The sequence below is a fragment of the Bacillus sp. CGMCC 1.16607 genome, assembly GCF_042683745.1.
In the GTDB taxonomy this organism is placed as follows: Bacteria; Bacillota; Bacilli; order Bacillales; family Cytobacillaceae; genus Pseudoneobacillus.
Map to the genome: position 1 here is coordinate 21,934 of NZ_JBHUJX010000012.1, position 25,537 is coordinate 47,470.

Below are 25,537 nucleotides of genomic sequence, written 5' to 3' on the forward strand. Positions count from 1 at the left end.
GATGACATGAAAAATTTGGGAGTTTTATTAATGTTAGCTGGTATTGGTGGCATAGGGTTTGCCATGTTTGATTTTTTCACATTAGATACATGGGAACAACCAAAATATTTTTGGATGTTCTTTGTCGGTGCTCCACTCATTTTTATTGGATTTGTTTTAAATATGGGACGTATTCAAAGAGTTATGCTAGATCAGCAGAAAGATACACTTAAAGAAACAATGAAAGTGATGGGGGAAGGATTTCAAGAAGGATTAAATTCGGTCGAAAAAATAGATGGAAAGTTTTGTTCAAATTGTGGAAAGGGTGTCCGAAAAGGTGATAAATTCTGTTCACATTGTGGGACATCTTTAAATGATTAGAACAAGTGTGTTATATATTACCAACTTTTCCTACAATATGTTATAATAAATGCATTATATATGATAGGGGGGTAAAGTATGTTGGATGTATTAAAAATAAAAGAATTGATAAAACATCGCTACCCATTTCTATTGGTAGATCGAATACTAGAGTTAGAGGAAGGAAAAAGAGCGGTAGGGATAAAAAATGTATCAGTCAATGAACCGTTCTTTAATGGACACTTTCCAGATTATCCAGTTATGCCAGGGGTTCTTATTGTCGAGGCTTTAGCTCAAGTAAGTGCAGTAGTGATGTTATCGATAGAAGGAAATGAAGGGCGATTAGGAGTTTTAGCGGGGATTGATGAATGTCGCTTTAAACACCAAGTAAAACCAGGGGACCAACTACGTTTGGAAGTTGAAATCACAAGATTAAAAGGACCAATCGGTAAAAGTAAGTGTATGGCTTCGGTTGATGGGAAATTAGTTTGCGAGGCAGAAATCATTTTTGCCTTTGGAGATTAAGAACTTTTTGAAAAATCACTTTATGAAGTACTTATATTGGAGGATTCCAAATGAATATAATTGAAAAAATTGCATTAAGTCAAAGCAAGAAAGATTTTTCAGGTACCGCCTTTGTAAAGTCGGAAGATGAGATTTTGGCAGAAGTAAGTTATGGGTATGCAAATCGATCTGAACAAATAAAAAATCAAGTGAACACTCGGTTTGGAATTGCTTCAGGATGTAAACTATTTACTTCCATAGCCATTTGTCAGCTAGTTGAGGAGGGAAAACTTTCATTTGAGTCAACATTAAAAGAAAGCCTTCCTATTACGTTCCCTCATTTTGACGATAAAGTTACCATTCATCATTTGTTAACCCACACTGCTGGTATACCAGATTATTTTGATGAAGATGTGATGGATGACTTTGAGGACTTATGGATCAAAAATCCAATGTATCACATTAGAAATTTAAAAGATTTCTTGCCATTATTTCAGAACGAGCAAATGAAATCACCTGTAGGAGATCGTTTTCACTATAATAACGCCGGTTTTATCTTACTTGGTTTGATTGTTGAACATGTTAGTGGTTTAGTTTTCACTGACTATGTTGAAGAGTATATTTTTAAAAAAGCTGGGATGTTCGATTCGGGATATTTTGCACTTGATGCGCTTCCAGAAAGAACCGCTCTAGGTTATATAGATCATTCAGACGGTACATGGAAAACGAATATTTATTCCATACCAGCAAAAGGTGGTTCAGACGGGGGAGCATTTGTAACTGCTCCAGATATGGTAAGGCTTTGGGAGGCTTTAATGAACAATCAGTTATTAAGCGAAGATCTTACCAATCAGTTACTTACAGCTCATACAAAAGTCAAAGAGGGTAGCTTCTACGGGTATGGTATTTGGATTAAAAAGGATGACAATAGTGTTATCAAATATCATATTATGGGCTATGATCCCGGAGTAAGCTTTCATTCTGCTTTTTTCCCTCATTCATCGTATAAAGTAGTTGTATGTTCAAACAAGTCTACGGGAGCGTTTGATATCATGAGTGGAATTGAAGAAGAGCTAACAAAAGTCCAAACAATTTAAGAGGCAAATCATGATAAAAGCCATTTTTTTCGATTTGGATGATACGCTCATTTGGGATCAAAAGAGTGTAAAAGAAGCAATGGAAGCTACTTGCAAAATAGCTGAAGCCCGTTATGGAATAGATGCTGTCAGGTTGGAGGATGCTGTCCGTGTTGTGGCAAGAAATCTTTATACCTCCTATGAAACGTTTGAGTTCACGCGAATGATTGGAATTAATCCTTTTGAAGGGTTATGGGGCAATTTTTTAGAAGAAACGGTAAACTTTAGGAAACTGAAAAATATTATTCCAACCTATCGAAAAGATGTCTGGAGTTTGGCATTAATGGAAATGGGTGTAGATGATCCCGAATTTGGACTCAAGTTAGGAGAACAATTTCCCGATGAGCGCAAAAAAAGACCTTATGTGTTTGAAGATACATATAAGACGTTAGACAAACTAAAAGACGATTATCAGTTACTTTTAATGACAAACGGTTCACCAGACTTACAACATACGAAACTAGAATTGTCGCCGGAGCTGGCGCCATTTTTTGAGCATATTGTGATATCAGGTGATTATGGAAAAGGAAAACCTGATCCATCAATTTTCGAACATGCGATGTCACTATTGTCGCTTAGAAAGGATGAGGTCTTGATGGTAGGGGATAATTTATTGACCGATATTCTAGGTGCGAACCGGTCGGGGATAAAATCAGTATGGATTAACCGCAGCAATAAAGTTCGAAATGAGATCATTCCAACATATGAAATCCATCATTTAGATGAACTTATTCCAATTTTATATCGTTAGACATTAAGAGAGTTCCCAGAGGGTATGGGGCTCTTTTTTTATAGATTAGTATAACATTTTCGGACTTCGAAAATTGTCTAGCGCAAGCGTCCTAGCCCCGAAGTACAGGATGTACTAGTGTCGACAATGCGACAGGACGTCGCGTTTTTGTCGACCTCGAGGTCAAATGTTCGACATCCAAAAAGTCAAAGAACGACTTTCCGGATGTCGAAGCATTTGCTTGTCGGGGCTGATCAAGGCGCTTGTGCTTTTCTTATGTACGCTCTGCGATTGTAAATTTACTCATTTATTTGTGTTTCCCACTCTGAATAAAGTCCACTCCCATTGCAACCAACACAATCAAATGTATTAGCATTATAAGTAAAATCAGTCGTTGGATAAATAAAGTAGCCTTGGCCTGAACAGTCAGGACATTTGTTCTCTTCCTTCATTTGAGTTACATGATTTTCGTATCTTGAAGCTCTCCAATCATTAAACGCGCTAAGTAGTCCCATCATCCATCACCTTTATTTTTTTCATAGTTTTAATTAAATGTGGATAAATTATTCATGTTTACCAATTATTCATGTGAGAGGTATGATATTTTATCCTACCAATACCTCATACAAAATTAGGTTATGGGCAATATAGGGACTACGAGGTGATTATGCATCTGTGAATATTAAATATCAGTTCGCGATCGCATTTTTCATAAGTGTGATTGCTTTATTAGCATTTAGTTTGTTAGCTTTTATGATTAAGGCAAATACAATTGTGAGTTTTGACAGTACGATTATTACATTCATACAATCATTTGAATCCACAACATTAACGTCAATCATGAAGGTATTCACATATATAGGTAGTACGAGATTTACAATTGGATTAGCAATAGCTGTTCTGTTATTTTTATATTTTGTATTAAAGCATCGCATAGAACTTATTCTTTTTATCGTAGGAATAATTGGTTCGGCTATACTAAATAAAGGGTTGAAATATTTATTTCACCGAGCTCGACCAGACTTACATCGGTTAATCGAGATTTCGGGTTTTAGTTTCCCTAGTGGACATTCAATGAACGCATTCACAGTCTATACACTTATTTCATTTCTTCTTTGGAGGCATATCTCATCGAAGTTAGGACGGGTTCTGTTAATTCTAATCAGCACGATGATGGTCCTATTAATAGGTATCAGCAGAATATATCTTGGAGTCCATTTTCCAAGTGATGTCATTGGCGGTTATTTAGCAAGTGGATGTTGGCTTGCTATAGCAATTTGGTTTTTCCAAAGATATCAAGATAGAAGAGGTAGAAGAGAAAAGGAGCGGGTGAGATCTATTTAATTGACTAATAGTAATTATAGGTGTAAAAAAGGAGAGAATAATGGATAAACGAGGAGGAATCGAAATGGGAAGTAGTTTACAGGATACAACTACATTACATAATGGTGTGAAAATGCCTTGGTTTGGACTAGGTGTATTTAAGGTGCAAGAAGGTTCTGAGGTTATTGAATCTGTAAAAGCAGCGATAAGAAATGGTTACAAAAGCATTGATACAGCTGCGATTTATAAAAATGAAGAAGGGGTTGGGCAAGCGCTTAAAGAGTCAGATGTTCCAAGGGAAGAGCTGTTCATTACAACGAAGGTATGGAATGCTGATCAAGGATATGAGTCCACTTTGCAAGCATTTGAAACGAGCTTGACTAAGCTTGGACTAGATTATTTGGACTTGTATTTAATACACTGGCCAGGAAAAAACAAATATAAAGAATCGTGGAAGGCACTTGAGAAACTGTACAAAGACGGGCGAGTTCGTGCCATTGGTGTAAGTAACTTTAAAGTACATCATTTAGAAGATTTAATTAAAGATGCAGAAATTAAGCCTATGGTGAACCAGGTAGAATATCATCCTCATTTAACTCAGAAAGATTTACTCACTTACTGTCAGAATGAAGGAATTCAACTTGAAGCATGGTCACCACTTAAACAAGGTCAACTGTTAAGTGATCCAACGATTAATGGTATAGCTGAAAAATATCAAAAATCACCAGCTCAGATTATTTTACGTTGGGATTTACAAAATAAAGTTGTTACGATTCCAAAATCTATAAAGGAACAACGTATTATTGAAAATGCTAATATATTTGATTTTGAATTATCATCAGATGATATGGCGAAAATCGATGGATTAAATAGAGATGAACGAGTAGGTCCAGACCCTGATCAAATGGTAAATGGGTTTTAACATTCAATTTATATACATAAAGAGGACAGAGGTATTAAATACTCTGTCCTGTTGTGATGCTTTAGATCTTAACTATTCTCTTCAAACTGATATTCCGGAGGTTTTACTTTAAATCCTTTAGTCATCCAAAGTAGATAGATAAATCCGATAATTAACCATGTAATACCAAATATTAAAGCTAATTGATCAAGACTTACCCATAGATAGAGTAAGAAAGCTAGTCCGATAAAAGGAAATACAACAAATCCTATGATGTTCGAACTTCTCATGAGATGTCTATTTTTAAAATAATACATTATTACAGATAGGTTAACAAATGAAAATGCGGTAAATGCACCAAAATTAATAAGTGATGTGGCAATAACTAGATCCAAATACAAAGCACTTAGCGCTAATAATCCTACAAAAATAATATTGAAAATAGGAGTTTGCAAGTTTTTGTGAAGATAGCCAAACCATTTCTGTGGAAGTACTCCATCTCTCCCCATCACATAAAGAAGTCTAGACGCACTTGTTTGGGAAGCTAAGCCTGATGCTAAAACGGATACAATTGCCCCGCTTGTGAAAATCGATTGAAAAAGGATTCCACCAATATTTGCCGCCATTTCCGCGGAGGCACCTTCAATGTCTTTGAAAACAGAAACATCTGGATAAAGACTTTGCATGAAATAAGTAACCGTGATAAAAAAGATTCCACCGATTAATGCAATAAAGAAAATGCCTTTTGAAATATTTTTCTCAGGTTCAATTGTTTCTTCTGCAAGAGTCGTGACGGCATCAAAACCGAGAAAGGCCAGTGCTAGAATCGAAGCACCGGAAAATAAAAGACTAAGCTTAATATCCTCTGAAAAGAATGGGTTCATTTCGAAGCCCACACTGCCATCTCCTGTCATTACAGCACGAGCGGTTAACATTACAAAAATAATGGCGATCAGTAATTGAAAAAGAACAAATAACGTATTAGCTGACACAGCGATTTTAATCCCAGCAATATTCAAAATGGTTACAATAACAATTAATCCAATAATCCAAACCCATGCAGGGACATTTGGAAAACTAGCAGATAAATAGATTCCTGCTAACAAAGCATTGATCATCGGTAAAAACAAGTAATCTAGAAGGGCGGACCAACCTACCAAAAACCCAATCTGTGGATTAAACGTTCTCTTTGTATATGTATAGGCTGATCCTGAGTCTGGAAATATTTTTACCATTTTTCCATAACTTAATGCGGTAAATATAATAGCAATGGTAATAAAAATGTAAGCAGCGGGAACATGTCCTTTCGTTTCTTCTGAAACCACTCCAAATGTATCGAATACCGCAAACGGTGACATATACGCTAATCCTAAAAAAACAATCGGTGCCAATCCGAGCGATCGTTTTAAAGTTGTCTGTGAAGTTTTCAACTATCATTCCTCCTGTTATCTAGCATAAACATCATTTTAAATAAATTATTATTCATTGTGAAGATTTTTTAAAAAATTTTTTGATGATTAAGATAACATAGAAAAATGAATTTAGAATTGGACTAAGTAACGGTTTAAAAGAAACAGACGATATTTTCCTTTACAAAGGAATATCGTCTGTTAGCTTCAAGTAAACTTTTTATTCTGATGGATTGATTTTCTCCTTATGAGGTATATACTTCTCGTAAAAAAATTGAAACCCATACATGACAATAGATTTCACCATAAATAGAAGTGAAAGTTGAAATTTATTGAGTCTAACGAGAGAAACATATCCTATTTTTTTAAGTAAACCAACAATAATATAAGTAAAAATGGTATCAATTATTAAGTTTATTATTATATAGTTTTTAAACTTGCCGTATGTAAATTTTAGTATCCAAAATGAGCCTACAAAAAAAGCCCCAACTATTAAAGGCAATTCACCTAATACATTTGGCTTTATATGGAAAGGGAACCACCACCATTTTTTCTTTTCGGCTACCATCCCCTCAATAAAAACATATACAGCCATAAACAAAACACCGGGAAGAAATCTTTTAAACGTCTTCATACCGATAAAGGGGGCACTGAGCCAGGGGAGAATAGTGAGTAATAAAACATATTTATTTACCTTTCTCATCTATCAAACATCCTTTACATATTCTTAAAGCGATAAAGTAAATTTTCCCTTTTTACCATTAAATTATGTCTTTCTGTTCAAACTATTTTGATCGATGATTCATTTCTTTCTTAAACATATCGTAAATATAAATAAGTATGGGAAGGAGGAGGAATTTTTTGAGCAAAAATATAATATCAGTTTGGGAAGAACATTTATTTTGGTTAGAAATATTACAAGATCATGCATATTTTGTTAGAGATCATCTTTCTGTTAGTGAAATCGAATATGTTGGACATGCACAGCAGTATATTCATTTATTTGGTGACCTAATTACCGTGTTAAAAAGTATTCCCCACACGGTAGACCAGACAAATGAAGGAATGATACAGTTTGCAAGAAAAGCTTGGCCAATAGTGAAGGGGTACTTTGAATTTGAAGGGACATTGCAATCATTAAGAATAGATAATAAGGTGAATTTAAATTTATCACCCACGTATTTAAACGGAACATTAGCAGAGAATCAAGAATACTTACGACTTTTAAGTGAGTGGATGCAAGGGAGGGAGCCTGAACCACTTCCTTTAGTTGATCTAATGGATCTTTGGCTAGAGGACCAACTAGGACATGCTGTTTTATTTAAAAATATACTCGATCCGATTGAAGTTTTTGAAAATAAACAAACTGATACCTATATAAGCAAATATCAAGTATTTATTGTACAAAATCATCATTTGAAAGGATATTTAAGATTCAAAAAGCCTGGATTTGCACGTCAAAGAGAATTTGCTCATGATGTGGGTAAAACAACGATTGAGATGAACAAATTTATAACTAATATGGTGAATAAATATAAGGAAAATAAATTATTAAACAAGACGACATTAAGATTTTTAGAACATCATTTTCCAGAAACCTGTTATTTTATTAAAAAGCTCAGTTATTACGATCCAACCTTAAGAGATGAAGCTATTAAATGTTCATTGAGGAGAACTAATTATTAAAGGATTACTTTTTTGTAAAAGGCGGTCATCGAAGAAAGGAATTCATACAGTAAATATAGAATTTCTATGAACAAACATGTAAAGAGGAGAATTATTGAAATGAATATGGACGCAATATTCAATACATTTCCAGTACTGGCTTCGGACCTTCTTGTTTTAAAAAAAATAGAAGACCATCATATCGAAGAAGTATTCAACATTTATAGTAATGTTCGAGTATTTGAGCACTGTGGGATCATACCTAAACAAAATAAGGATACAGTCAAAAAAATGATTGGACATTTTGAACGAGATTATGTAAAAAATTCGCGAGTAAAGTGGGGAATTTTTACTCAAAGTGGACAATTGGTAGGAATCATAGAAGCATTTGATTTTAATCAGAAGGTGAATATGGTGACTATTGGCTACTTTCTGGCAGAAGAATATTGGGGAAAAGGAATAGCATTAGAGGCTGTTAGAATGTTAGTAAAATTCTTATTTATCGAAGGAAATGTAAATCGAATACAAGCGGAGGTTATGCCACTAAATGATCCTTCTAAGAAGGTATTGTTGAAAAATGGTTTTATAAAAGAAGGTACATTAAGACAGGCGACTTTATGGTCTGGCAAAGGAATTGTTGATTTAGAGATTTACAGTATCCTCAAAGATGAATATCAAAACGTTTAAATGAAAACCCGATTTCAATCATAAAGATTGGGATCGGGTTTTCAAATATATTAGTGATTATTTTAAATACCTTTTTAATTCTTCAGTTAATCTTAGGAATTCTTCTTTGTTACTTTCTTTTAAAGATTGGTCGATTTCCTTTAGTAAATTGTCTTTTTGGAAATCAAGAAGCGCTTTCTCTAATATCATTTCAGCAAATAGAGAATCCATATAATTGACTTCAGGCTGAGAAGGGGGATTAAGATAATAGTTTTTCAATAGAAAGCACCTCCTTATATTTACTTCATTATACTCCGAATATTCTAATAATTCAAATAGTAATAATTGACAAAGGTTATAATTATTAATAAAAAGTTTTATGAAAAGTATAGAGGATTTGTAAAAAGGGTGTATAGATATCGTCAACTTTATGGTAGTTACAATAAACCTTACAAATATCAAAGGAGAAAACAAGGTTGTTATCGAATCATATGTAATAGACCTTTAATATAAGGAGTGAGAGTTGTGGAAAAAGAAAAACAAAGTGGGTATTACGCGACAGATTCAGAAAAAAATATTCATATGGATTTTAAGAATAATATGACTTATGGGGAATATTTAAATTTAGACAATATTTTGTCAGGTCAGACAAGATTATCCGATCACCATGACGAAATGCTATTTATCATCATCCATCAAGTAAGTGAGCTTTGGATGAAATTGATTCTTCATGAAATGAGCTCGGCGATCGATTCCATTCAAAAAGATGATTTATCTACTGCTTTTAAAGGATTGGCAAGAGTTTCAAAAATTCAATCACAAATCATTCAATCTTGGGATGTGCTTTCTACATTAACACCATCTGAATATATCGAATTCAGGGATTCATTAGGTCAAGCTTCAGGATTTCAATCATACCAGTACCGAATGATTGAATTTGCACTCGGATATAAAACAAGTCATATCTTAAAAATTTATGAGAAAGATCAAGTTCTCTATCAAAAATTAAAGAAATCATTTGAGGCACCTAGTATCTATGATGTCTCGATCAAGGCATTGTCCAAGGCTGGATTTGAAATTAATCCCGACATTTTAAAAAGAGATTATTCTACACTATACAAGGCGGATGACACAGTTCTTAAGGCTTGGATTGAAGTATATAAGAATGTTGATCAATACTGGGATTTATATGAGCTTGCTGAGAAACTAGTCGATATTGAAGACTGCTTACAGCAATGGCGCTTTCGCCACATGAAAACCGTTGAACGAATTATCGGTTTTAAAACAGGAACAGGTGGTTCATCAGGAGTACAATATTTAAAAAAGGTCCTTGATCATCGATTCTTCCCAGAACTTTGGGATGTTCGGACGCAGTTATAAAGTGAAATCTGCCTAGTAACGCAGTGGAGTAAAACATTTCATACATAAGGTGAAAAACATGAATATAAATAATATTTTAATCGTCAGCCCCATGTTCAAGGAACTTCAAACATTAATAGAAAAAGAACACATTAAAAAGAATTTTCGTTTTTTAGCTGAAGAAAGTCTTACAACGAATCAATTAGAATGGGCCGATGCGTTAGTCTGTTTTAATTTAAAGTCGAATGTAGACTACAGTCAGGTGAAATGGGTTCATTCTCTTGGAGCTGGAGTAGACCGTTTCTTATATGGAAAGTCATGGAATCCCCATGTTTTATTAACAAGAACGGTTTGTTCGTTTGGTCAAAGAATTGCTGAATATTGCTTAAGCTATATATTAAAAGATTTGCAGTATCATGACAATTTCCAAGAGGCAAAATCAATTAAAAATTGGCAGCCGATGACTCCCAAACTATTAAGTAATCAAAAAGTGATGATTTACGGTACAGGTGAAATTGGGCAAACGACTGCAAGGCTATTTTCAGCATTAGGTTTGGAAGTATATGGTGTTTCTAATAGTGGGAAAAATAAAGACAATTTTAAAGAAGTAATGACTGTCGATCAGCATTTTTCCAAACTAAATAATATGGATTTCCTCATAAATACGTTACCGTTAACGGATCAAACTGCCAACTTGTTTACAAATGATATTTTTGGACAGCTTTCAAATGTCGGTTTCATCAATGTTGGCAGAGGAGCAACGGTAGATGAAAAAGCTCTACTACATGCATTAGAACAAAAACATGTCCGTTTTGCCGTTCTAGATGTTTTTTCACAGGAGCCACTTCCTGAACAAAATCCTTTATGGGATCACCCAAACGTATTCATCACCCCGCATATATCAGCTGTTACGACAGCCGATGAAGGTGTTGCCTGTTTTATTGAAACACTGAAAAACCTGGAAGAAAATAAGCCATTACAAAATAGGGTGGATATAGTGAAAGGGTACTAATGTTTGTCATTTTGTTTTATATCAAATAACCGATAGTTGAATGGGCCTGCCAATTGTGTTCTCTATATGAACAGCAGGTCCATTTTTATGCTTTAAACAAGGATCATCAATTAATTTTTAAATACATGTTGACCTATAACTATTGTAGTCGGTCTTGTATCTAACCAACGGCTGGTAGCAATAGTTGGATTGTAGAAAAACAATGATTTTTCTGCTAAATGTCGCTGTTCAGTTATAGCTGCCTTTACAGCCTCAATTGAATCATTATCTGCTGGCTTATTAATCTCACCATTGCTAACAGGTTGAAATTGGCCAGGCTCATAAATAACTTCGTGAATCGTGTCTGGGAATTGTGAGTTGTCTACTCTATTTAGTACGACACAGGCAACTGCCACTTTACCTTCAAATGGTTCAATTTGCGCTTCAGCTCGAACTAAACGGGCGAGAAGGTCTATTTCTTCATCGGTATAGCGGGATAATGGGGACTGGCTCTCATTTTCGATTGAACTCTCCGGTATCATTGGCACATCAGATTGTAATAATGCTTGTCCATCATAAATATCAACATCAGAATAAGTTGCCTTTTTATAAGAATAAACTGTCGGACTTGGTTTCTCTGTGTTAATCGTATCACCGACATAGATAAAATTTAAGTTTTGAATATGAGGATTCAATTCTGCTAATTCTTGTAAAGTAAGGTTATGGTCAAAGGCAATTTTCGTCATAGTATCTCGTTCTTGCACTGTATACGCAAGAGTTGGAGCGGCAAATAAGAAAGACATCATAAGTATAATAGTTACAACCATTAGTTTTTTCAAAGTGAGATTCCTCCTAAAGTTGAAAGTCTGTTGATTCTCTTATTTATTCTATGAATATGAACAAATGAAATAGATTAGTATTACAGTTTGATTACAGAATTAAAAATAGTCTCTCATTCGTTATGAAAGGTTGGCTTTTGAAAATTAATTCGCATCATTCTATCTTCAAAACAAAAAAATAATCCAGCCTTGAGCTCGGAGCCCAGTGCTGGATTATTTTTGTCAATCTTTCAATTTTTCTACATCTACACGACCTGAAAAGAAAGTGGCTCCATTACCCATGTCTGCGACTCGGTCGGGAGTTAAGGAGTTCAGCAATTGATTCGTTTCAGGGGTATCCATCCAGAGACCTTGAGTAACAACGACACCTGGTAGTACATTTTCACCAATGGAAGCTTTCAAAATACATTCTCCACGATAATTCCACACCCTTACTTGATCAGCCTCTTGAATTCCTTTCGATAAAGCGTCGCTATGATTCATATGCAAGAGAGGCGCTTTTTCCATCGAGATATGTTTTTCATTATTTGAAAAAGTAGAGTTTAAAAAGTTGTGATTTGGTCCAGGTACAAACAGAAAAGGGAAGTCGTCATCATGGATAAGTGGAATATAAGTTGGAAGAGGGGGATACCCATCTGCTTCCATTTGTTCTGAATAAAGTTCTATTTTTCCGCTTGGTGTGAATAATTTTTCGGATAAAAGTGGCTTGATCTGGGCTTTCATATATTTGTTTTCAACTAGTTTCTCGTAATCAATGCCTTCTAAGTAGGGATTATTTGGATGATCCAACGCTTGGGAGATCATATCTGATTCTGATTCATAAAGTATTGGATCCTGAAAGCCCATTTCCTTACTAAGTAATTGAAAAACTTCGACATTTGATTTCGATTCACCGTACTTTTCAATGACAGGTTCTTGAATTTGAATATAGTGATGCCAATACGATGTATAAAAATCTGTATTTTCAAAAGCAGAAGTTGCTGGAAGAACGATATCAGCATATTTGGCGGTTTCTGTTAAAAATAAATCATGGACGACAACAAAGAGATCTTCTCTTTCTAAGCCTTTTTTCACTAGATTTGTATTAGGAGCAACAACAGCTGGGTTTGTTCCGTATACAAATAAAGATTTTATAGGTGGATTTAACTCAAATAATGCTTGGCCAAGTAAATTCATATTGATTGTACGTGTGTTATTTTTCTTCAAAAGATCAGGTCGTTGAAGTTTTTTAGAATTAATAGCTAAGTAGCCACCATTTCCCTTAATGGCTCCACCGCCTTTAACAAGCCATTGACCTGTCAAAGCAGGAAGACAAGCAATGGTTCGAATACACATGCCACCATTGTCGTGATGTTGTGGCCCATTTCCAATTCGTATAAAAGCAGGGGAAATCGATCCGTACATTCTAGCAAGTTTATAAATATCGTCCGTTGGGACATTTGTTATTTTGGAAACAGTTTCCGGATCGTATTGAATTACATGTTTTCTTAACTCTTCATAACCAACTGTATATTGGTTTAAAAATTTATGATCTACCATATTTTCGTTAATTAATATATGCATGATGCCTAACGCAAGAGCTGCATCTGTCCCCGGTAGGATAGGAATAAACCAATCAGCAAATTTACCAGTTTGATTTTTATGTACATCAATAACTACAATTTTTGCACCATTTTTACGAGCTTTTTGGGCAAGGGCAATTTGATGCATATTGGTGCTAACTGCATTAATTCCCCAGAAGATGATTAATTTAGAATCGACAGTGTCTTCTGGGTCGATTCCAAAGCTGCCACCCATCGTATATCGATAACCCTGTGAACCAGCTGCAGAACAAATCGATCGATCCAATTGGGAAGCCCCTAATCTATGAAAGAAACGTCTATCCATTCCTTCTGCACTTAGATAACCCATGTTTCCATAGAAGCTAAAAGGAAGAATACTTTCTGAACCATAGGAATCTATCAATTCTTTCCATTTTGTTGAAATTATATGTAATGCTTCATCCCAACTGATTCGCTCAAAAGAACCATCGCCCTTAGAGCCAGTTCTTTTCATAGGATAAGACAGTCGGTTTGGATCATAAATTCGTTCAGACATATGCCGAACTTTATTACATATATTACCCCTTGTCACCGGATGATTTGGATCACCTTGAATATTAATGATTTTTCCATCTTGTTTATGTACAAGTAATCCGCATTGATCAGGGCAATCTAACGAACAAACAGATGGGAAAATTCCTGTAGGTTGGCTAAGAAAAGATTGCATTTAATAAACACCTCTCAATAACATTTCTTCTATTATAATACTATTTTTATTTATTACACTTAAGTTCTATTTGAATGAACATATTTTCCGATTAAGCCATTATAATGAGGTGTTTCATTTAAACAAAGCACACTATCTTTGAACAAAAAATAAATGAAACAGAATTATTGATGACAGACTCCACATGAATGATACACTAGTGTTAATATTTGAGGTATTTGCAATAATAAAGGGGAATCCAAATTTTTTGGAAATCCCCTGTCAAACCACGTATCTCTTACCGTTTTTTCTTTTTAGAATTATCTATAACTAGTTTATTTTTATTAACCTTTTCTAAAGTTACTTGTATATGAACGAGTTTTTCATCTACACTTTTAACACTTATAACTTTTCCTTTTCGACCTTTAATTGTTAAATCATCATCAACTGACGGAACATTTTTACGTAACTGACTTAATAAAAGATTTTTGTTTTCAAAAAATTGAACAGTAAACATGAATTTTCACCTTTTTCGTTTAGATTAAAGATATTTTTTTACTTAATATAAAATATTTAATTTTCGTTCAATTTAGACCTGTGACCATATGATAATTTAAAGAATCAAGAGGTGTGTTTTGTTGTATAACGTTGAGATAAGAAGACCTCGAAAAGAGGATATGGAAGAGTTGAGTCAATTTTTTCAAACCGTCGTTGAGGATACTTTTACTAGAGAAGGTTTGGCGGAATTGCAGGATGATATAAGGAATGAAATTGAAAGTAAGAAACAATATATAAAAATTGATATTAATAGCAATGGAGTCAATCGATATTTTTTAATCGCTATTGACAAAATTAGTAATAAAGTTGTAGGTACGATTGAGTATGGTACTGCTAGTGAGCTGATGAATGATTGTACTAATCAAGCATTGAAGGGGATAAATGAGGTAGGAAAAGTATTGGTTCATCCTGACTTTCAAGGAAAGGAATCGGTACTATATTGTTAAATGCCATATTTCTTACATTGCATAGTAAGGGAATTAAAGAATTTTGTTTAGATAGTGGATATAAGAATGCACAGATAATATGGAAGAAAATATTTGGAGAGCCTGATTATGTGCTTGCAAATTATTGGGGAAAGGGTTGCGATCATATGATATGGAGGAGATGCACCAATGAAATATCCATTCAATATCGTAGATGATTTATATTCAAGACTCTTGGAAAGTGTACAATTAGCTTTAACAGGCAATCAAAAAAGAAAAGGACCAATTAATAGCTCTTAATAAAATGAGTAGGGTTATTTTACTACATAAAGGAGAAACCAATGAAAAACATCACATTTAGAAATATATATATAAATGGTCAACTAATTTTGGAAAATGATCAATATAGACATGTCCATAATTCAGAAATGCTTTTACAATATAACAGCAATTTTATCACCTTTAAAGAAATGCCATCGATAGACCAGTTTAAGGCTGCACAAAATTATTTAAGAGATTTTCATGAAAAAAGTGGCCAAAGGCATGTTAGATTTTACTTCCCTGAAGGAGAGACAATTCCTTCCGAATTGACGACATACTTATTGGATAATGACTATACGATTGGTGTTCTAGAGCTGTACGCAATCCAGCCAGAGCTCTTTCCAACTGTAAATAATCATCCTGATATTAACATTCAAAAAGTTTCCAATGAAACGTTAGAATTATTTTTAAAATGGCAATTTGAACAAGATTCAGTATATGGTAATGCTTTTGCCGAGCAAAAGCAAGGCCAGCATGTAAGGAATTATAACGATGATAAAATCATTCAAATCATTGCTTTTTATCAAAACAAACTTGTGGGTTCAATAGATGTAATTATTGCGGACAAAACAGCAGAAATGGATGGCTTCATCGTTCATGAGGATTATCAGAAAAGAGGAATCGGAAGCCAGATGCAAAAATTTGTTATGGAGCTGTTTCAAGACAAAACGATCATCCTGGTTGCTGACGGTGAAGATACAGCAAGAGAAATGTATCGTAAACAAAACTATCAATATCTTGGACTGCAATATGAATCTTTGAGAGTATATGATTAAATTGGAAATAATAATAAGTGAAAACAGTGGTTTAAATTGTATGGATAGTATCACTTTTATCAGATAGCAGAGGAGATAAAAACTTCTTTGCTTTTTTATTTTTCATAAAAAGTGAACTTATTTTTTTGAAAATTGTAATCTATTAAAAAAAATATAGTATAATACTTCGTGTTTCTAATTAAATTTTCAATTTATCAGCTAATTTGAAAAAGGGTGTGAGTTGTATTTTGCTTCAATCAAGAAAATCTCTACTTAGACAGCCATCTTACAGGAATTTTTGGTTCTCACGGATTTTAGCCTCTTCATCCTTCCAAATGCTTTCTGTCGCAATTGGTTGGCAAATGTACGATTTGACTCATGATGCTTTTAGTTTAGGATTAGTTGGGCTTGCTCAATTTCTCCCGATGGTTTTTCTAACATTTGTTGTAGGACATGTTGCTGACCGTTTTGACCGACGCAAGATCGTACTTATAGCTCAGCTCATCGAAAGTGTCATAGCAGGTCTTTTGCTTTTTGGAAATATTACTGGCTGGCTCGATCGGGAACAAATTCTGCTGGCAGCTGCGATTCTTGGAGCTTGCCGAGCTTTCGAAGGACCGACATCCGCTGCGCTTTTACCACAGTTGGTGCCGAAGTCCATTTTACCGCAAGCTATCTCCTTAAGCACAACAGCTGGGCAAACGTCACAAATTTTAGGTCCTTCTTTAGGTGGAGTTCTTTTTTCAATTGGGCCTACATTTGTATACAGTACGTCAATGATAGCATTATTAGTAGCATCCATACTTACTCTTTTGATCCAAGCAGAACAAGTGGTCCGAAAATCAGAACCGGTTTCAATAAGATCCATTTTTCTAGGCTTGGAATTTATTTTTCGAAAACCCGTCATCTTAGGAACCATTTCGCTCGACCTATTCGCTGTTTTACTTGGTGGGGCAACAGCACTATTACCTATATTTGCGCAGGACATACTTTTAACAGGTCCATGGGGATTAGGATTATTACGGACCGCACCAGCCGTTGGGGCATTATTGGTGTCGATTATTTTAGCCTATTATCCGCTTAAGAGAGCTCTTGGACCAACACTTTTTGGGGCACTCGCGATTTTTGGACTTGCCACGATGTTATTTGCTGTTTCGACGAATCTCATCATTTCATTAGTTGCTTTACTGCTCATTGGGGGTTCAGATGTGATTAGTGTTGTAATAAGATCCTCTCTTGTACAGTTACAAACACCAGATGAAATGCGCGGTAGAGTGAATGCTGTGAACTCGCTTTTTATTGGAACTTCCAATCAACTTGGAGAATTTGAGTCTGGAATGGTAGCTGGATTTATGGGTGCTGCACCAGCTGCATTCATTGGAGGACTTGGAACAATCGTAGTCGCGGGACTGTGGATGTATTTATTTCCTTCTTTAAGAAGGCTTCGGTCTTTGACAGAAAGCTAGTGGTGATGGAAATAATATGAATAAAAGAGGTTGTAACAATGACTCATAATCATCCAAAGCTAATTTTACTAGAAGGTTTACCAGGTTCAGGAAAATCAACGAACTCTAGAATCATCATGTCAAGTATTGATCAATTGGGTAAAAGGGTTAAGTGGTTTCATGAAGTAGCCCGTCCTCATCCAACATTGTTTTTTAATGAAGCTAATTTAACGAAAAGAGAATATCAAAGAATTGTAATAGATTTCCCAGAAGATAGAGAGATACTTGAAAAAATAAAAATAGAGATGTTTGATACCATTAGTATTGATTTATTAGAGCTTGAGTGGCACGATTCGAATCATCTTAATATAGAGGTTTTGCGTGCTTTGGAAAATTATAATGTATGGACTTTTCCTTTACAACAATATATTGCTGTTGCTCTTGAAAAGTGGCAGTACTTTGTTGAAAAGGTAAAAAGAGAAAAAGACTTAGTTGTTATTCTGGACAGTAGTATTTTTCAATTCCAAATTTATACGTTCCTACTTGAAAATAGTCCATACCAAATGATTGAAAGTTTTGTAAAAAAATTATTCAGCATCATTTCTGAACTTGATCCCACATTAATCCTTTTAACTAGAGAGAATGTGGAGGATGCACTTTTGAATATAGAAAGGTCAAGGGGTATTGATTTTATGGAGACTATCTGGAAAAGAGATAGCCGGAGTCCATATTATCACAACCGACCTCCTGGTGCTGAAGGCTATCGTGAATTTTTACGAGACTATCATGTTATTGTTCAGAGATTATTCGATATCACTGCTTTTAAAAAGTTAAATTTAGATATCTCTGAAGGTGACTGGAAACAGTATGTGTCTGAGATGTTATTATTTTTAGAAATTAGAGAGTCTGACGTTAAGTATCAAATGAATTTCCCAATAGGAATTTATGAAAATAATAAACTTGATCTTAAACTGGAGATTCTAGAAGGTTATCTTGTTGACCCAACAGGAAAGAAGAAACGATTAATTCCAAGAAATGAATGTGAGCTTTACATAGATGATTTACCTGTCATTCTACGATTGGAAGAGTCTAACAAAATTACCGTAAAGGGAGGGCAGCTTATCGATCGTTGGACCACGTTAAATACGGAGTTTTTAAAAGTAGAGTAGTATTTTTTAACAATTTGACATAGGTCCCTTTATTGATATGAGTTGCTTGTTTTTTAAGGGAATAAGGGATCTTAAATCCACCTGACTTTTACCAATTAAGTGTAACGAAAAAAATCAAACGCTCTCTCTTTGAGCGTTTTTGTTTCGTTTTGGATTACTATTTTTGACGTAAAGTCACATTATAAAATAAGATGAATGAAAATAAACCCATTGTTAGGATGTTTCATATGAGAATTTTACTGGTAGAGGATGATAAAACGATCGCTTCGGGACTAGAGTATTCCTTACAGCAGGAGAATTATGAGACGATTCTCTGTCATAATTTGGATGCAGCGAAGAGCGTATTAGCTGAAAAAATAAATGAGATTGATCTTTGTTTGTTTGATTTATCATTACCCGATGGAAGTGGGTATGATTTATGTTCGTATGTGAAGGAACGTTCTGATAAGCCAGTGGTTTTTCTTACAGCATTTGATGATGAGGTCAATGTTGTAATGGGGCTAGATATGGGGGCGGATGATTATATTACGAAGCCGTTTCGGATTCGCGAGCTTATGTCTAGAATTAATTCTGTATTACGTCGTTATCATAAGCAAAGCCAGACGAGAACGATCATTGAAATTGAAAATGTTAAAATCAATACGTTAGAAGGAAAGATATATAAGAATGGTGGGGAAGTGTTCGTAACAGCTTTGGAATATCGATTATTTCTCATCTTTGCAAATCATATTGGACAAGTGTTAACTAGAAGCCAGTTATTAGAACGTATTTGGGATATAGCGGGAGACTTTGTCAATGATAACACATTGACCGTTTATATAAAGAGACTAAGAGAAAAACTTGAGGACAACCCACAAAACCCAACGATTATCAAAACTGTTCGCGGTATCGGTTATAAGGTTGGTGATTCCATTGTTCCGTAATCCGGAAATCCAAGTCTTTACACTAGTCCTTGGTTTGATCTGTCTAGTCGTCTCGGGATTAGCTGTATTTGTCTTTTCATTTCAAGTTGCTATTTATATCTTTTTCATAACGATTTCACTCAGTAGCAGTAGCCTTATTTTCACTGCGTGGCGATATCGCGAAATCAAAAAACTATCGAGTTATTTACGGCGTATTAGTAATGGCGAGTATTCATTAGATGTACGTGATAATGATGAAGGTGAGCTTAGTATTTTGAAAAATGATATTTTCAAAGTTACGTTAATGCTTTCAGAGCATAGCACCCTTCTACAACAGGATAAAATGAAGCTGACCCATGCGATTTCGGATATCTCACATCAGCTCAAAACCCCACTTACTTCCATGATGATGATGGCTGATTTATTAAGTAATCCTAAGCTAAATGAAGTGAAAAGAATGGAATTTACTCGCAATATTCGTGTGCAACTAGAAAGAATCGAGTGGCTAGTATCCTCTTTGTTAAAGCTTTCAAAAATAGACGCTGGAACGATAAATTTTAAAAAAGATCAAGTCATCGTTCATCGACTTATTCAAAAAGCTGTCGAGGCGGTTTTAATCCCATTGGATATAAAACAACTATCATTGAAAATAGTGGGGGGAGAAAACGTCTCCTTTTTAGGTGATTACAACTGGTCAGCCGAAGCCTTCATTAATCTATTAAAAAATTGTGTCGAATACACTAAGGTAGGTGGAGAGATCATCATCTCTTTTTCGGAAAATCCTTTATTTACTGAAATAACGATAGCAGACAATGGAAAAGGAATACAAAAAAAAGACTTACCTTATATTTTTAAACGATTTTATAAAGGGGAAAATGCTGGAGAAGATAGTGTTGGAATTGGATTAGCGATTGTCTATAGCATTATTAAATCTCAACACGGAGATATCGAAGTTAGAAGCGAAGAGGGAAAAGGGACAAGCTTTCATATTAAATTTTACAAATTGGAGATTTAATAAATTTCTCCCCTTATGTGACTAAACTGTCACTTTTCAGTCACTTGTTAGTCATTTTAGACAGATATACTGAATTCAACATTAATTTTTGGAGGTTATCTTATGAATATTTTAGAAATCAATAATCTGTCTAAAATGTATGGAAAAGGGGAGACAGCTGTAAAGGCTCTCGATGATGTATCATTTACCGTTAAAAAAGGAGAGTTTGTTGTCATCATCGGTCCTTCTGGTTCTGGTAAATCAACACTACTACACTTACTTGGTGGGGTAGATCGTCCGACAAGTGGGAAGGTTCATGTCAATAACACAGATATGTACGAGTTAAATGAAACGCAACTAGCAATCTTTAGACGTCGACAAATCGGTCTAATCTATCAGTTTTATAACTTAATTCCAATATTAACGGTGGAAGAAAATATCACTTTACCGATGTTACTTGATGAGCAAAAGGTGGATAAAAAACATTTAGATCATATTGTAGCGACTTTAGGATTGGAACGTCGTTTAAACCATTTACCGAACCAATTGTCTGGTGGACAGCAGCAACGGGTATCCATCGGTAGGGCACTAATTAGCAATCCTGCGATTATGCTTGCGGATGAGCCGACTGGTAATTTAGATAGTAAAAATAGTAGCGAAATTATGGAACTACTGAAAATGTTTAATAAAATGTACAAGCAAACTTTGATTGTGATTACTCACGATGAACGAATTGCTTTACAAGCTGACCGCATTATCGCTATTGAAGATGGAAAGCTTGTTAAGGACGAGGTGATTCGTCCATGAACATCGTAAATAAACTAACGGTTCGACATTTGAAAGAGAATAAAAGAAGGACACTTGTGACCATCATTGGCGTTATAATTTCAGTTGCGATGGTAACAGCTGTTGCAACCCTTGGAGTTTCATTCTTAGATTTAATGAAACGGCAAACGATTGCGGATGAAGGTGAATGGCATATTCAATTCAAAAATGTCAATCGCGATCAGATCGATGAAATTAAAAGGGACAATGCAACGAAAGAATTAATCATTGCACATGATCGTGGCTACGCTAAATTAAAGGAATCTGAAAATGAAAACAAGCCATATTTATTTATTAAGGCATACAATGAAGAAGGTCTCAAAAATTTTCCTATAACTTTAATCAAAGGAAGACTTCCTAAAGCGAAAAATGAAATTGCCTTATCTGAGGAAATAGCTATGAATGCCAAAGTGAACTACGCGATCGGTGATCACATCATTTTGAATATTGGGCAACGGCTATTAGCTGGTGAAAATCATGCTTTAACCCAAAATGAGTCGTTGCAACGAATTGAAGGGAAAATAACTGAATCATTAATGAAGGAGGCAACCGAAACCTTTACTATTGTAGGTGTTATCGGTCGTCCGACATGGGAGCCGACTTGGTCTCCAGGATATACGGTTATAAGCTATGCGGATAAAAGTTTGCTTGATAATGAAGACAAGGTTGATGCTTTAGTTATTTTGAAAAAGGTGAATGGTTCGCTGTTTCAACACGCAAAAGATTTGGCTAAGCGTGAAAAAATAGAGAAAGTGAATTTTAATAATAATTTGCTTCGATATTATGGCGTAACTGATAATGATAAACTTCGAACGACACTTTATTCATTAGCAGGCATTATTATGGGCGTGATCATCATTGGTTCTGTTGCTTTAATCTATAATGCATTTGCTATTAGTGTTTCAGAACGATCAAGGCACTTAGGAATGCTTTCTAGTGTAGGAGCTACTAAGAAACAGAAAAGGAACTCTGTCTTTTTTGAGGGAATGATTATCGGATCGATTAGTATTCCAATTGGTATTATCGCAGGACTAATTGGAATCGGAGTAACCTTTTGGTTTATAAACTCTTACATTGAAGGAGCACTCGGTATCGCCGAAAACTTAATGGTTGTTGTCACGCCTAGTTCGATTTTTATTTCATGCATCGTTTCTATCGCCACGATTTTCATATCAACCTATGCACCTGCAAGAAAAGCATCGAAGGTTTCCGCTATCGATGCGATTCGGCAAACACAAGATGTCAAACTATCAAGAAGAGCAGTTAAAACCTCAAAGTTGATTCGACGAATTTTTGGAATTGAAGCAGAAATCGGTTTGAAGAATCTAAAAAGAAACAAAAAGCGATATCGAGCAACTGTCTTTTCTCTAGTCATAAGCATTGTCTTATTTTTATCAGTTTCTTTCTTTACAAACAATTTGAAAAAATCATTAGAGCTATCACAAGAAAATATCAATTATGGTATTAATATATTTACTACTAGTGCTGCGAAAGCAGATGAATTTAAAGAGTTAGCGAGAGTAAAATATGTGACAAATAGTTCGTTTGTTAAAAGATTGCAACTAAATTCTTGGATTGATGAGTCAATGATTTCTGAAGATTTGAAGGAAACTGTGAAAAAGGATCGAGATCTCCTGAAAAATGGCAAGTATCCTTATTACACGGTATTACACGGATTGGATGATCATAGCTTCGAAGAATATACGAAACTAGTTGGAGTTGATTTAAAAAAAATTAAAAATCCAAGCAGTAAATTAGCAATTGTCATTAATCGAATTTCCTATCAAGATCCCGAAACAGGAAAATATATTGAAACAAAAGCAATCAACAGCAAACCCGGTCAAGTCCTCGATCTATATTCACTCAATAAGGACAACGGTGAAGAGGAATTTTTTAATAAAGTTGAAATTAGTACTTTAACTGATCAGATTCCTTTGGGAGATTATACGGCAAGACTAGGTGGACTTGATATCGTAGTCTCCGAATCAACGATGAATGAATGGATGACGGAGCAGGTGGAAAAAGAAGTGTATTTTAATATGTATTTGAATAGCTCTGATCCAATGGGAACTCAAAAAGAGATTGAGGACCTGAAGATTACAAATATGCATGTATATAATATTTACCAAGCAAAACAACAGGATGAACAGGTGATCTTATTAATGTCTGTTTTTACTTATGGGTTTATTGTCTTGATTACATTAATTTCGGTGGCTAATATATTTAACACGATCTCTACGAGCATATCGCTTCGTAAGCGCGAATTTGCCATGCTTAAATCTGTTGGTATGACACCAAAAGGCTTTCGTAAGATGATTAATTATGAGAGTATTTTTTATGGAGTTAAAGCCTTGTTATACGGGTTACCATTAAGTTTCTCCGTGATGTATTTGATCCATCTTTCATTAATGAACTCATTTGAATATGGATTCATTTTTCCATGGATGAGTGTTCTTTATGTCATCTTTGCAATCTTTAGCATTGTAAGTGTAGCGATGATCTATTCGATTAACAAAGTGAAAAAAGAAAACATAATTGATGCTTTAAAGCAGGAGAATATTTAGTCAATAAAGCGATGAGTGCCACTAGTTGGTGCTAGTTTCTTTTTAATTTTTATTAGTATGAATTTTTCAAAATATAGTATAGTTATTCTAGGAAATGAAAATATATAGAAAAGAGGAATGAGAATGGATAAAGATTTTTATAAAAATAATCGAAATCGGTTATATGAGAAGCTTGAAGATCGTTCTTTACTAGTTATGTTTGCTGGTAAAGCGCCACAAAAAACGGCCGACGAGGCATATATGTTTGTGCCAAATCGAAACTTCTATTACTTAACGGGTATCAATGAACCTAATATTATTTATGTAGCTAGTAAAACGAATAATAAAGTAGAAGAGTATCTTTTTATCGAAAAATCAGATCCTGTATTAGAAAAATGGATTGGAAAATCAATTTCAAAGGAAGAAGCTACTGAAGTCTCATATATAAAGAATATCCAATTTATCGACCAATTTGAATCCTTCTTGTCTCGAACTCTATTTACTAGTGTAGTAAATAATGTATATTTGGATTTAGAGATTAGGGAGTTTAATCAAGTAGCCTCGAATGGACAACAATTTGCTGGGAAGCTATCGGCGAATTATCCTTACCTACAAATAAAAAATGTGTATCCCGAGATTTGTGAGCTTCGTGTGTTCAAAACACCTGAAGAAATCGCTGAGATAAAAACGGCAATTGAAATCACTAATAAAGGTATAAAAAATGTCATGAGCCATGCGAAAGAAGCAACGAGGGAATACCAACTTGAAGCTCATTTTGACTATATCCTTAAGTCAGAGGGTGTAAAAGATTTTGCTTTTAAATCTATTTTTGCAAGTGGCAAAAATGGTACAGTTCTTCATTATGAAAAAAATGATGCTACTATCGAAGAAGGAAGTCTTGTTCTCCTTGATTTAGGGGCTCAATATCATTATTACAATGCAGATATAAGCTTTACGTTCCCTGTAAATGGTAAGTTTACCGAGAAACAAAAAATGTATTACAATATTGTTTTAAAAGCTTTAAGGGAAACGACAGCACTGATCAAACCAGGTATTCCATTTGCGAAACTGAATGAGCATACAAAGAAAGTGCTTGCTGAAGAATGTATCAAAGTCGGATTGATTAAGGAAGAAAGTGAAATCGGAAAATACTATTATCATAGTGTCAGCCACTTCCTAGGCTTAGATACTCACGATGTCGGCAATTATAAAGATTTAATTCTACAACCAGGAATGGTGTTAACGGTTGAGCCTGGATTATATATTGAAGAAGAAGGAACTGGAATTCGAATTGAAGATAACGTATTAGTCACTGTAGAAGGTCATGAAGTTCTTTCAAAGGATATTATGCGTTCTGTCGAAGAGATTGAAGCGTTTATGAATAAATAGAATTACAGAAAAGCATGGAATTATCCTTGTTTCAAAAAAAATTGATCTCCATTATTTTGCTTCATACAAAAACAACTCTCTTTGTTCCAATAAAGAGAGTTG

General features: G+C 34.6%; 25 protein-coding genes and 1 pseudogene. 19 read left to right on the forward strand and 7 right to left on the reverse strand.

From position 1 onward, the window contains the following. The first annotated feature begins 30 nt into the window (after positions 1 to 30). The 4 genes from ACFSO7_RS07300 to ACFSO7_RS07315 all read left to right on the forward strand — a co-directional run bounded on the left by ACFSO7_RS07300 (position 31) and on the right by ACFSO7_RS07315 (position 2,730). Positions 31 to 360, forward strand: a complete 330-nt coding sequence (locus tag ACFSO7_RS07300) for a zinc-ribbon domain-containing protein (protein WP_377876647.1) — start codon at positions 31 to 33, stop codon at positions 358 to 360. Positions 361 to 438: 78 nt separating this feature from the next. Beyond that, positions 439 to 864, forward strand: a complete 426-nt coding sequence (gene fabZ, locus ACFSO7_RS07305; RefSeq protein ID WP_377876648.1) for a 3-hydroxyacyl-ACP dehydratase FabZ — start codon at positions 439 to 441, stop codon at positions 862 to 864. A 50-nt stretch (positions 865 to 914) separates the two neighbouring features. Beyond that, positions 915 to 1,940 carry a serine hydrolase domain-containing protein gene (locus tag ACFSO7_RS07310; protein WP_377876649.1) on the forward strand — a complete coding sequence of 342 codons (1,026 nt, stop codon included), beginning with the start codon at positions 915 to 917 and terminating at the stop codon, positions 1,938 to 1,940. 10 nt (positions 1,941 to 1,950) lie between these two features. Continuing rightward, entirely contained in the window at positions 1,951 to 2,730 is a 780-nt protein-coding gene (locus ACFSO7_RS07315; protein ID WP_377876650.1) for an HAD family hydrolase, read from the forward strand. 278 nt (positions 2,731 to 3,008) lie between these two features. On the opposite strand, the gene ACFSO7_RS07320 is transcribed toward ACFSO7_RS07315, so the two are convergent. Beyond that, complete coding sequence (locus ACFSO7_RS07320) at positions 3,009 to 3,224, reverse strand: methionine aminopeptidase (protein WP_377876651.1); 216 nt, start codon at positions 3,222 to 3,224, stop codon at positions 3,009 to 3,011. Positions 3,225 to 3,384: 160 nt separating this feature from the next. Between ACFSO7_RS07320 and ACFSO7_RS07325 the strand changes: the two genes are divergently transcribed. Both ACFSO7_RS07325 and ACFSO7_RS07330 read left to right on the forward strand, forming a co-directional pair. Further along, the gene (locus ACFSO7_RS07325; RefSeq protein WP_377876652.1) at positions 3,385 to 4,053 is read left to right on the forward strand and encodes a phosphatase PAP2 family protein; all 669 of its coding nucleotides are present in this window, start codon (positions 3,385 to 3,387) and stop codon (positions 4,051 to 4,053) included. A gap of 64 nt (positions 4,054 to 4,117) precedes the next feature. Then, the gene (locus tag ACFSO7_RS07330; RefSeq protein ID WP_377876960.1) at positions 4,118 to 4,954 is read left to right on the forward strand and encodes an aldo/keto reductase; all 837 of its coding nucleotides are present in this window, start codon (positions 4,118 to 4,120) and stop codon (positions 4,952 to 4,954) included. Between the two features lie 68 nt (positions 4,955 to 5,022). Here the strand turns inward: ACFSO7_RS07330 and ACFSO7_RS07335 are convergent, their stop codons facing one another. Together ACFSO7_RS07335 and ACFSO7_RS07340 are read right to left on the reverse strand one after the other, a co-directional pair. Further along, complete coding sequence (locus ACFSO7_RS07335; RefSeq protein WP_377876653.1) at positions 5,023 to 6,363, reverse strand: APC family permease; 1,341 nt, start codon at positions 6,361 to 6,363, stop codon at positions 5,023 to 5,025. Between the two features lie 199 nt (positions 6,364 to 6,562). Beyond that, entirely contained in the window at positions 6,563 to 7,045 is a 483-nt protein-coding gene (locus ACFSO7_RS07340) for a hypothetical protein (RefSeq protein WP_377876654.1), read from the reverse strand. 158 nt (positions 7,046 to 7,203) lie between these two features. Between ACFSO7_RS07340 and ACFSO7_RS07345 the strand changes: the two genes are divergently transcribed. Both ACFSO7_RS07345 and ACFSO7_RS07350 read left to right on the forward strand, forming a co-directional pair. Next, positions 7,204 to 8,028 (forward strand): DUF2935 domain-containing protein, encoded by an 825-nt coding sequence (locus ACFSO7_RS07345; protein WP_377876655.1) that lies wholly within the window; start codon positions 7,204 to 7,206, stop codon positions 8,026 to 8,028. Between the two features lie 99 nt (positions 8,029 to 8,127). Further along, entirely contained in the window at positions 8,128 to 8,694 is a 567-nt protein-coding gene (locus tag ACFSO7_RS07350) for a GNAT family N-acetyltransferase (RefSeq protein WP_377876656.1), read from the forward strand. A 57-nt stretch (positions 8,695 to 8,751) separates the two neighbouring features. Here the strand turns inward: ACFSO7_RS07350 and ACFSO7_RS07355 are convergent, their stop codons facing one another. Next, positions 8,752 to 8,952 (reverse strand): IDEAL domain-containing protein, encoded by a 201-nt coding sequence (locus ACFSO7_RS07355; RefSeq protein ID WP_377876657.1) that lies wholly within the window; start codon positions 8,950 to 8,952, stop codon positions 8,752 to 8,754. Positions 8,953 to 9,255: 303 nt separating this feature from the next. On the opposite strand from ACFSO7_RS07355, the gene kynA reads away from it, so the two are divergent. Both kynA and ACFSO7_RS07365 read left to right on the forward strand, forming a co-directional pair. After that, positions 9,256 to 10,053, forward strand: coding sequence for a tryptophan 2,3-dioxygenase (gene kynA / locus ACFSO7_RS07360; RefSeq protein ID WP_377876961.1), 798 nt, complete (start codon positions 9,256 to 9,258; stop codon positions 10,051 to 10,053). Positions 10,054 to 10,111: 58 nt separating this feature from the next. After that, positions 10,112 to 11,044, forward strand: a complete 933-nt coding sequence (locus tag ACFSO7_RS07365; RefSeq protein WP_377876658.1) for a D-2-hydroxyacid dehydrogenase — start codon at positions 10,112 to 10,114, stop codon at positions 11,042 to 11,044. 110 nt (positions 11,045 to 11,154) lie between these two features. Here the strand turns inward: ACFSO7_RS07365 and ACFSO7_RS07370 are convergent, their stop codons facing one another. The 3 genes from ACFSO7_RS07370 to ACFSO7_RS07380 form a co-directional block, all read right to left on the reverse strand. Next, positions 11,155 to 11,862: a cell wall hydrolase gene (locus tag ACFSO7_RS07370; protein WP_377876659.1), complete on the reverse strand. Its 708-nt coding sequence runs from the start codon at positions 11,860 to 11,862 to the stop codon at positions 11,155 to 11,157. A gap of 222 nt (positions 11,863 to 12,084) precedes the next feature. After that, entirely contained in the window at positions 12,085 to 14,130 is a 2,046-nt protein-coding gene (locus ACFSO7_RS07375; RefSeq protein ID WP_377876660.1) for a molybdopterin oxidoreductase family protein, read from the reverse strand. 277 nt (positions 14,131 to 14,407) lie between these two features. Continuing rightward, entirely contained in the window at positions 14,408 to 14,626 is a 219-nt protein-coding gene (locus ACFSO7_RS07380; protein ID WP_377876661.1) for a hypothetical protein, read from the reverse strand. A 121-nt stretch (positions 14,627 to 14,747) separates the two neighbouring features. On the opposite strand from ACFSO7_RS07380, the pseudogene ACFSO7_RS07385 reads away from it, so the two are divergent. The 9 genes and pseudogenes from ACFSO7_RS07385 (at position 14,748) to ACFSO7_RS07425 (ending at position 25,435) form a co-directional block, all read left to right on the forward strand. Further along, positions 14,748 to 15,310, forward strand: a pseudogene (locus ACFSO7_RS07385) (GNAT family N-acetyltransferase). 123 nt (positions 15,311 to 15,433) lie between these two features. Continuing rightward, a complete protein-coding gene (locus tag ACFSO7_RS07390) occupies positions 15,434 to 16,189 on the forward strand; it encodes a GNAT family N-acetyltransferase (protein WP_377876662.1) in 756 nt (251 codons plus the stop codon). 227 nt (positions 16,190 to 16,416) lie between these two features. Further along, entirely contained in the window at positions 16,417 to 17,634 is a 1,218-nt protein-coding gene (locus ACFSO7_RS07395; RefSeq protein WP_377876663.1) for an MFS transporter, read from the forward strand. Positions 17,635 to 17,672: 38 nt separating this feature from the next. Further along, entirely contained in the window at positions 17,673 to 18,782 is a 1,110-nt protein-coding gene (locus tag ACFSO7_RS07400) for a P-loop NTPase family protein (RefSeq protein ID WP_377876664.1), read from the forward strand. 227 nt (positions 18,783 to 19,009) lie between these two features. After that, the gene (locus ACFSO7_RS07405; protein WP_377876665.1) at positions 19,010 to 19,705 is read left to right on the forward strand and encodes a response regulator transcription factor; all 696 of its coding nucleotides are present in this window, start codon (positions 19,010 to 19,012) and stop codon (positions 19,703 to 19,705) included. Next, entirely contained in the window at positions 19,695 to 20,699 is a 1,005-nt protein-coding gene (locus ACFSO7_RS07410; RefSeq protein ID WP_377876666.1) for a sensor histidine kinase, read from the forward strand. Before ACFSO7_RS07405 ends, ACFSO7_RS07410 begins: the two co-directional genes overlap by 11 nt. 102 nt (positions 20,700 to 20,801) lie before the next feature. Beyond that, on the forward strand, positions 20,802 to 21,485 hold the full coding sequence (locus tag ACFSO7_RS07415) for an ABC transporter ATP-binding protein (protein ID WP_377876667.1): 684 nt from the start codon (positions 20,802 to 20,804) through the stop codon (positions 21,483 to 21,485). Next, complete coding sequence (locus ACFSO7_RS07420; protein WP_377876668.1) at positions 21,482 to 24,067, forward strand: ABC transporter permease; 2,586 nt, start codon at positions 21,482 to 21,484, stop codon at positions 24,065 to 24,067. The genes ACFSO7_RS07415 and ACFSO7_RS07420 overlap by 4 nt, the downstream gene beginning before the upstream one ends. Before the next feature lie 123 nt (positions 24,068 to 24,190). After that, on the forward strand, positions 24,191 to 25,435 hold the full coding sequence (locus ACFSO7_RS07425; RefSeq protein WP_377876669.1) for an aminopeptidase P family protein: 1,245 nt from the start codon (positions 24,191 to 24,193) through the stop codon (positions 25,433 to 25,435). The last annotated feature ends 102 nt before the right edge of the window (positions 25,436 to 25,537 follow it).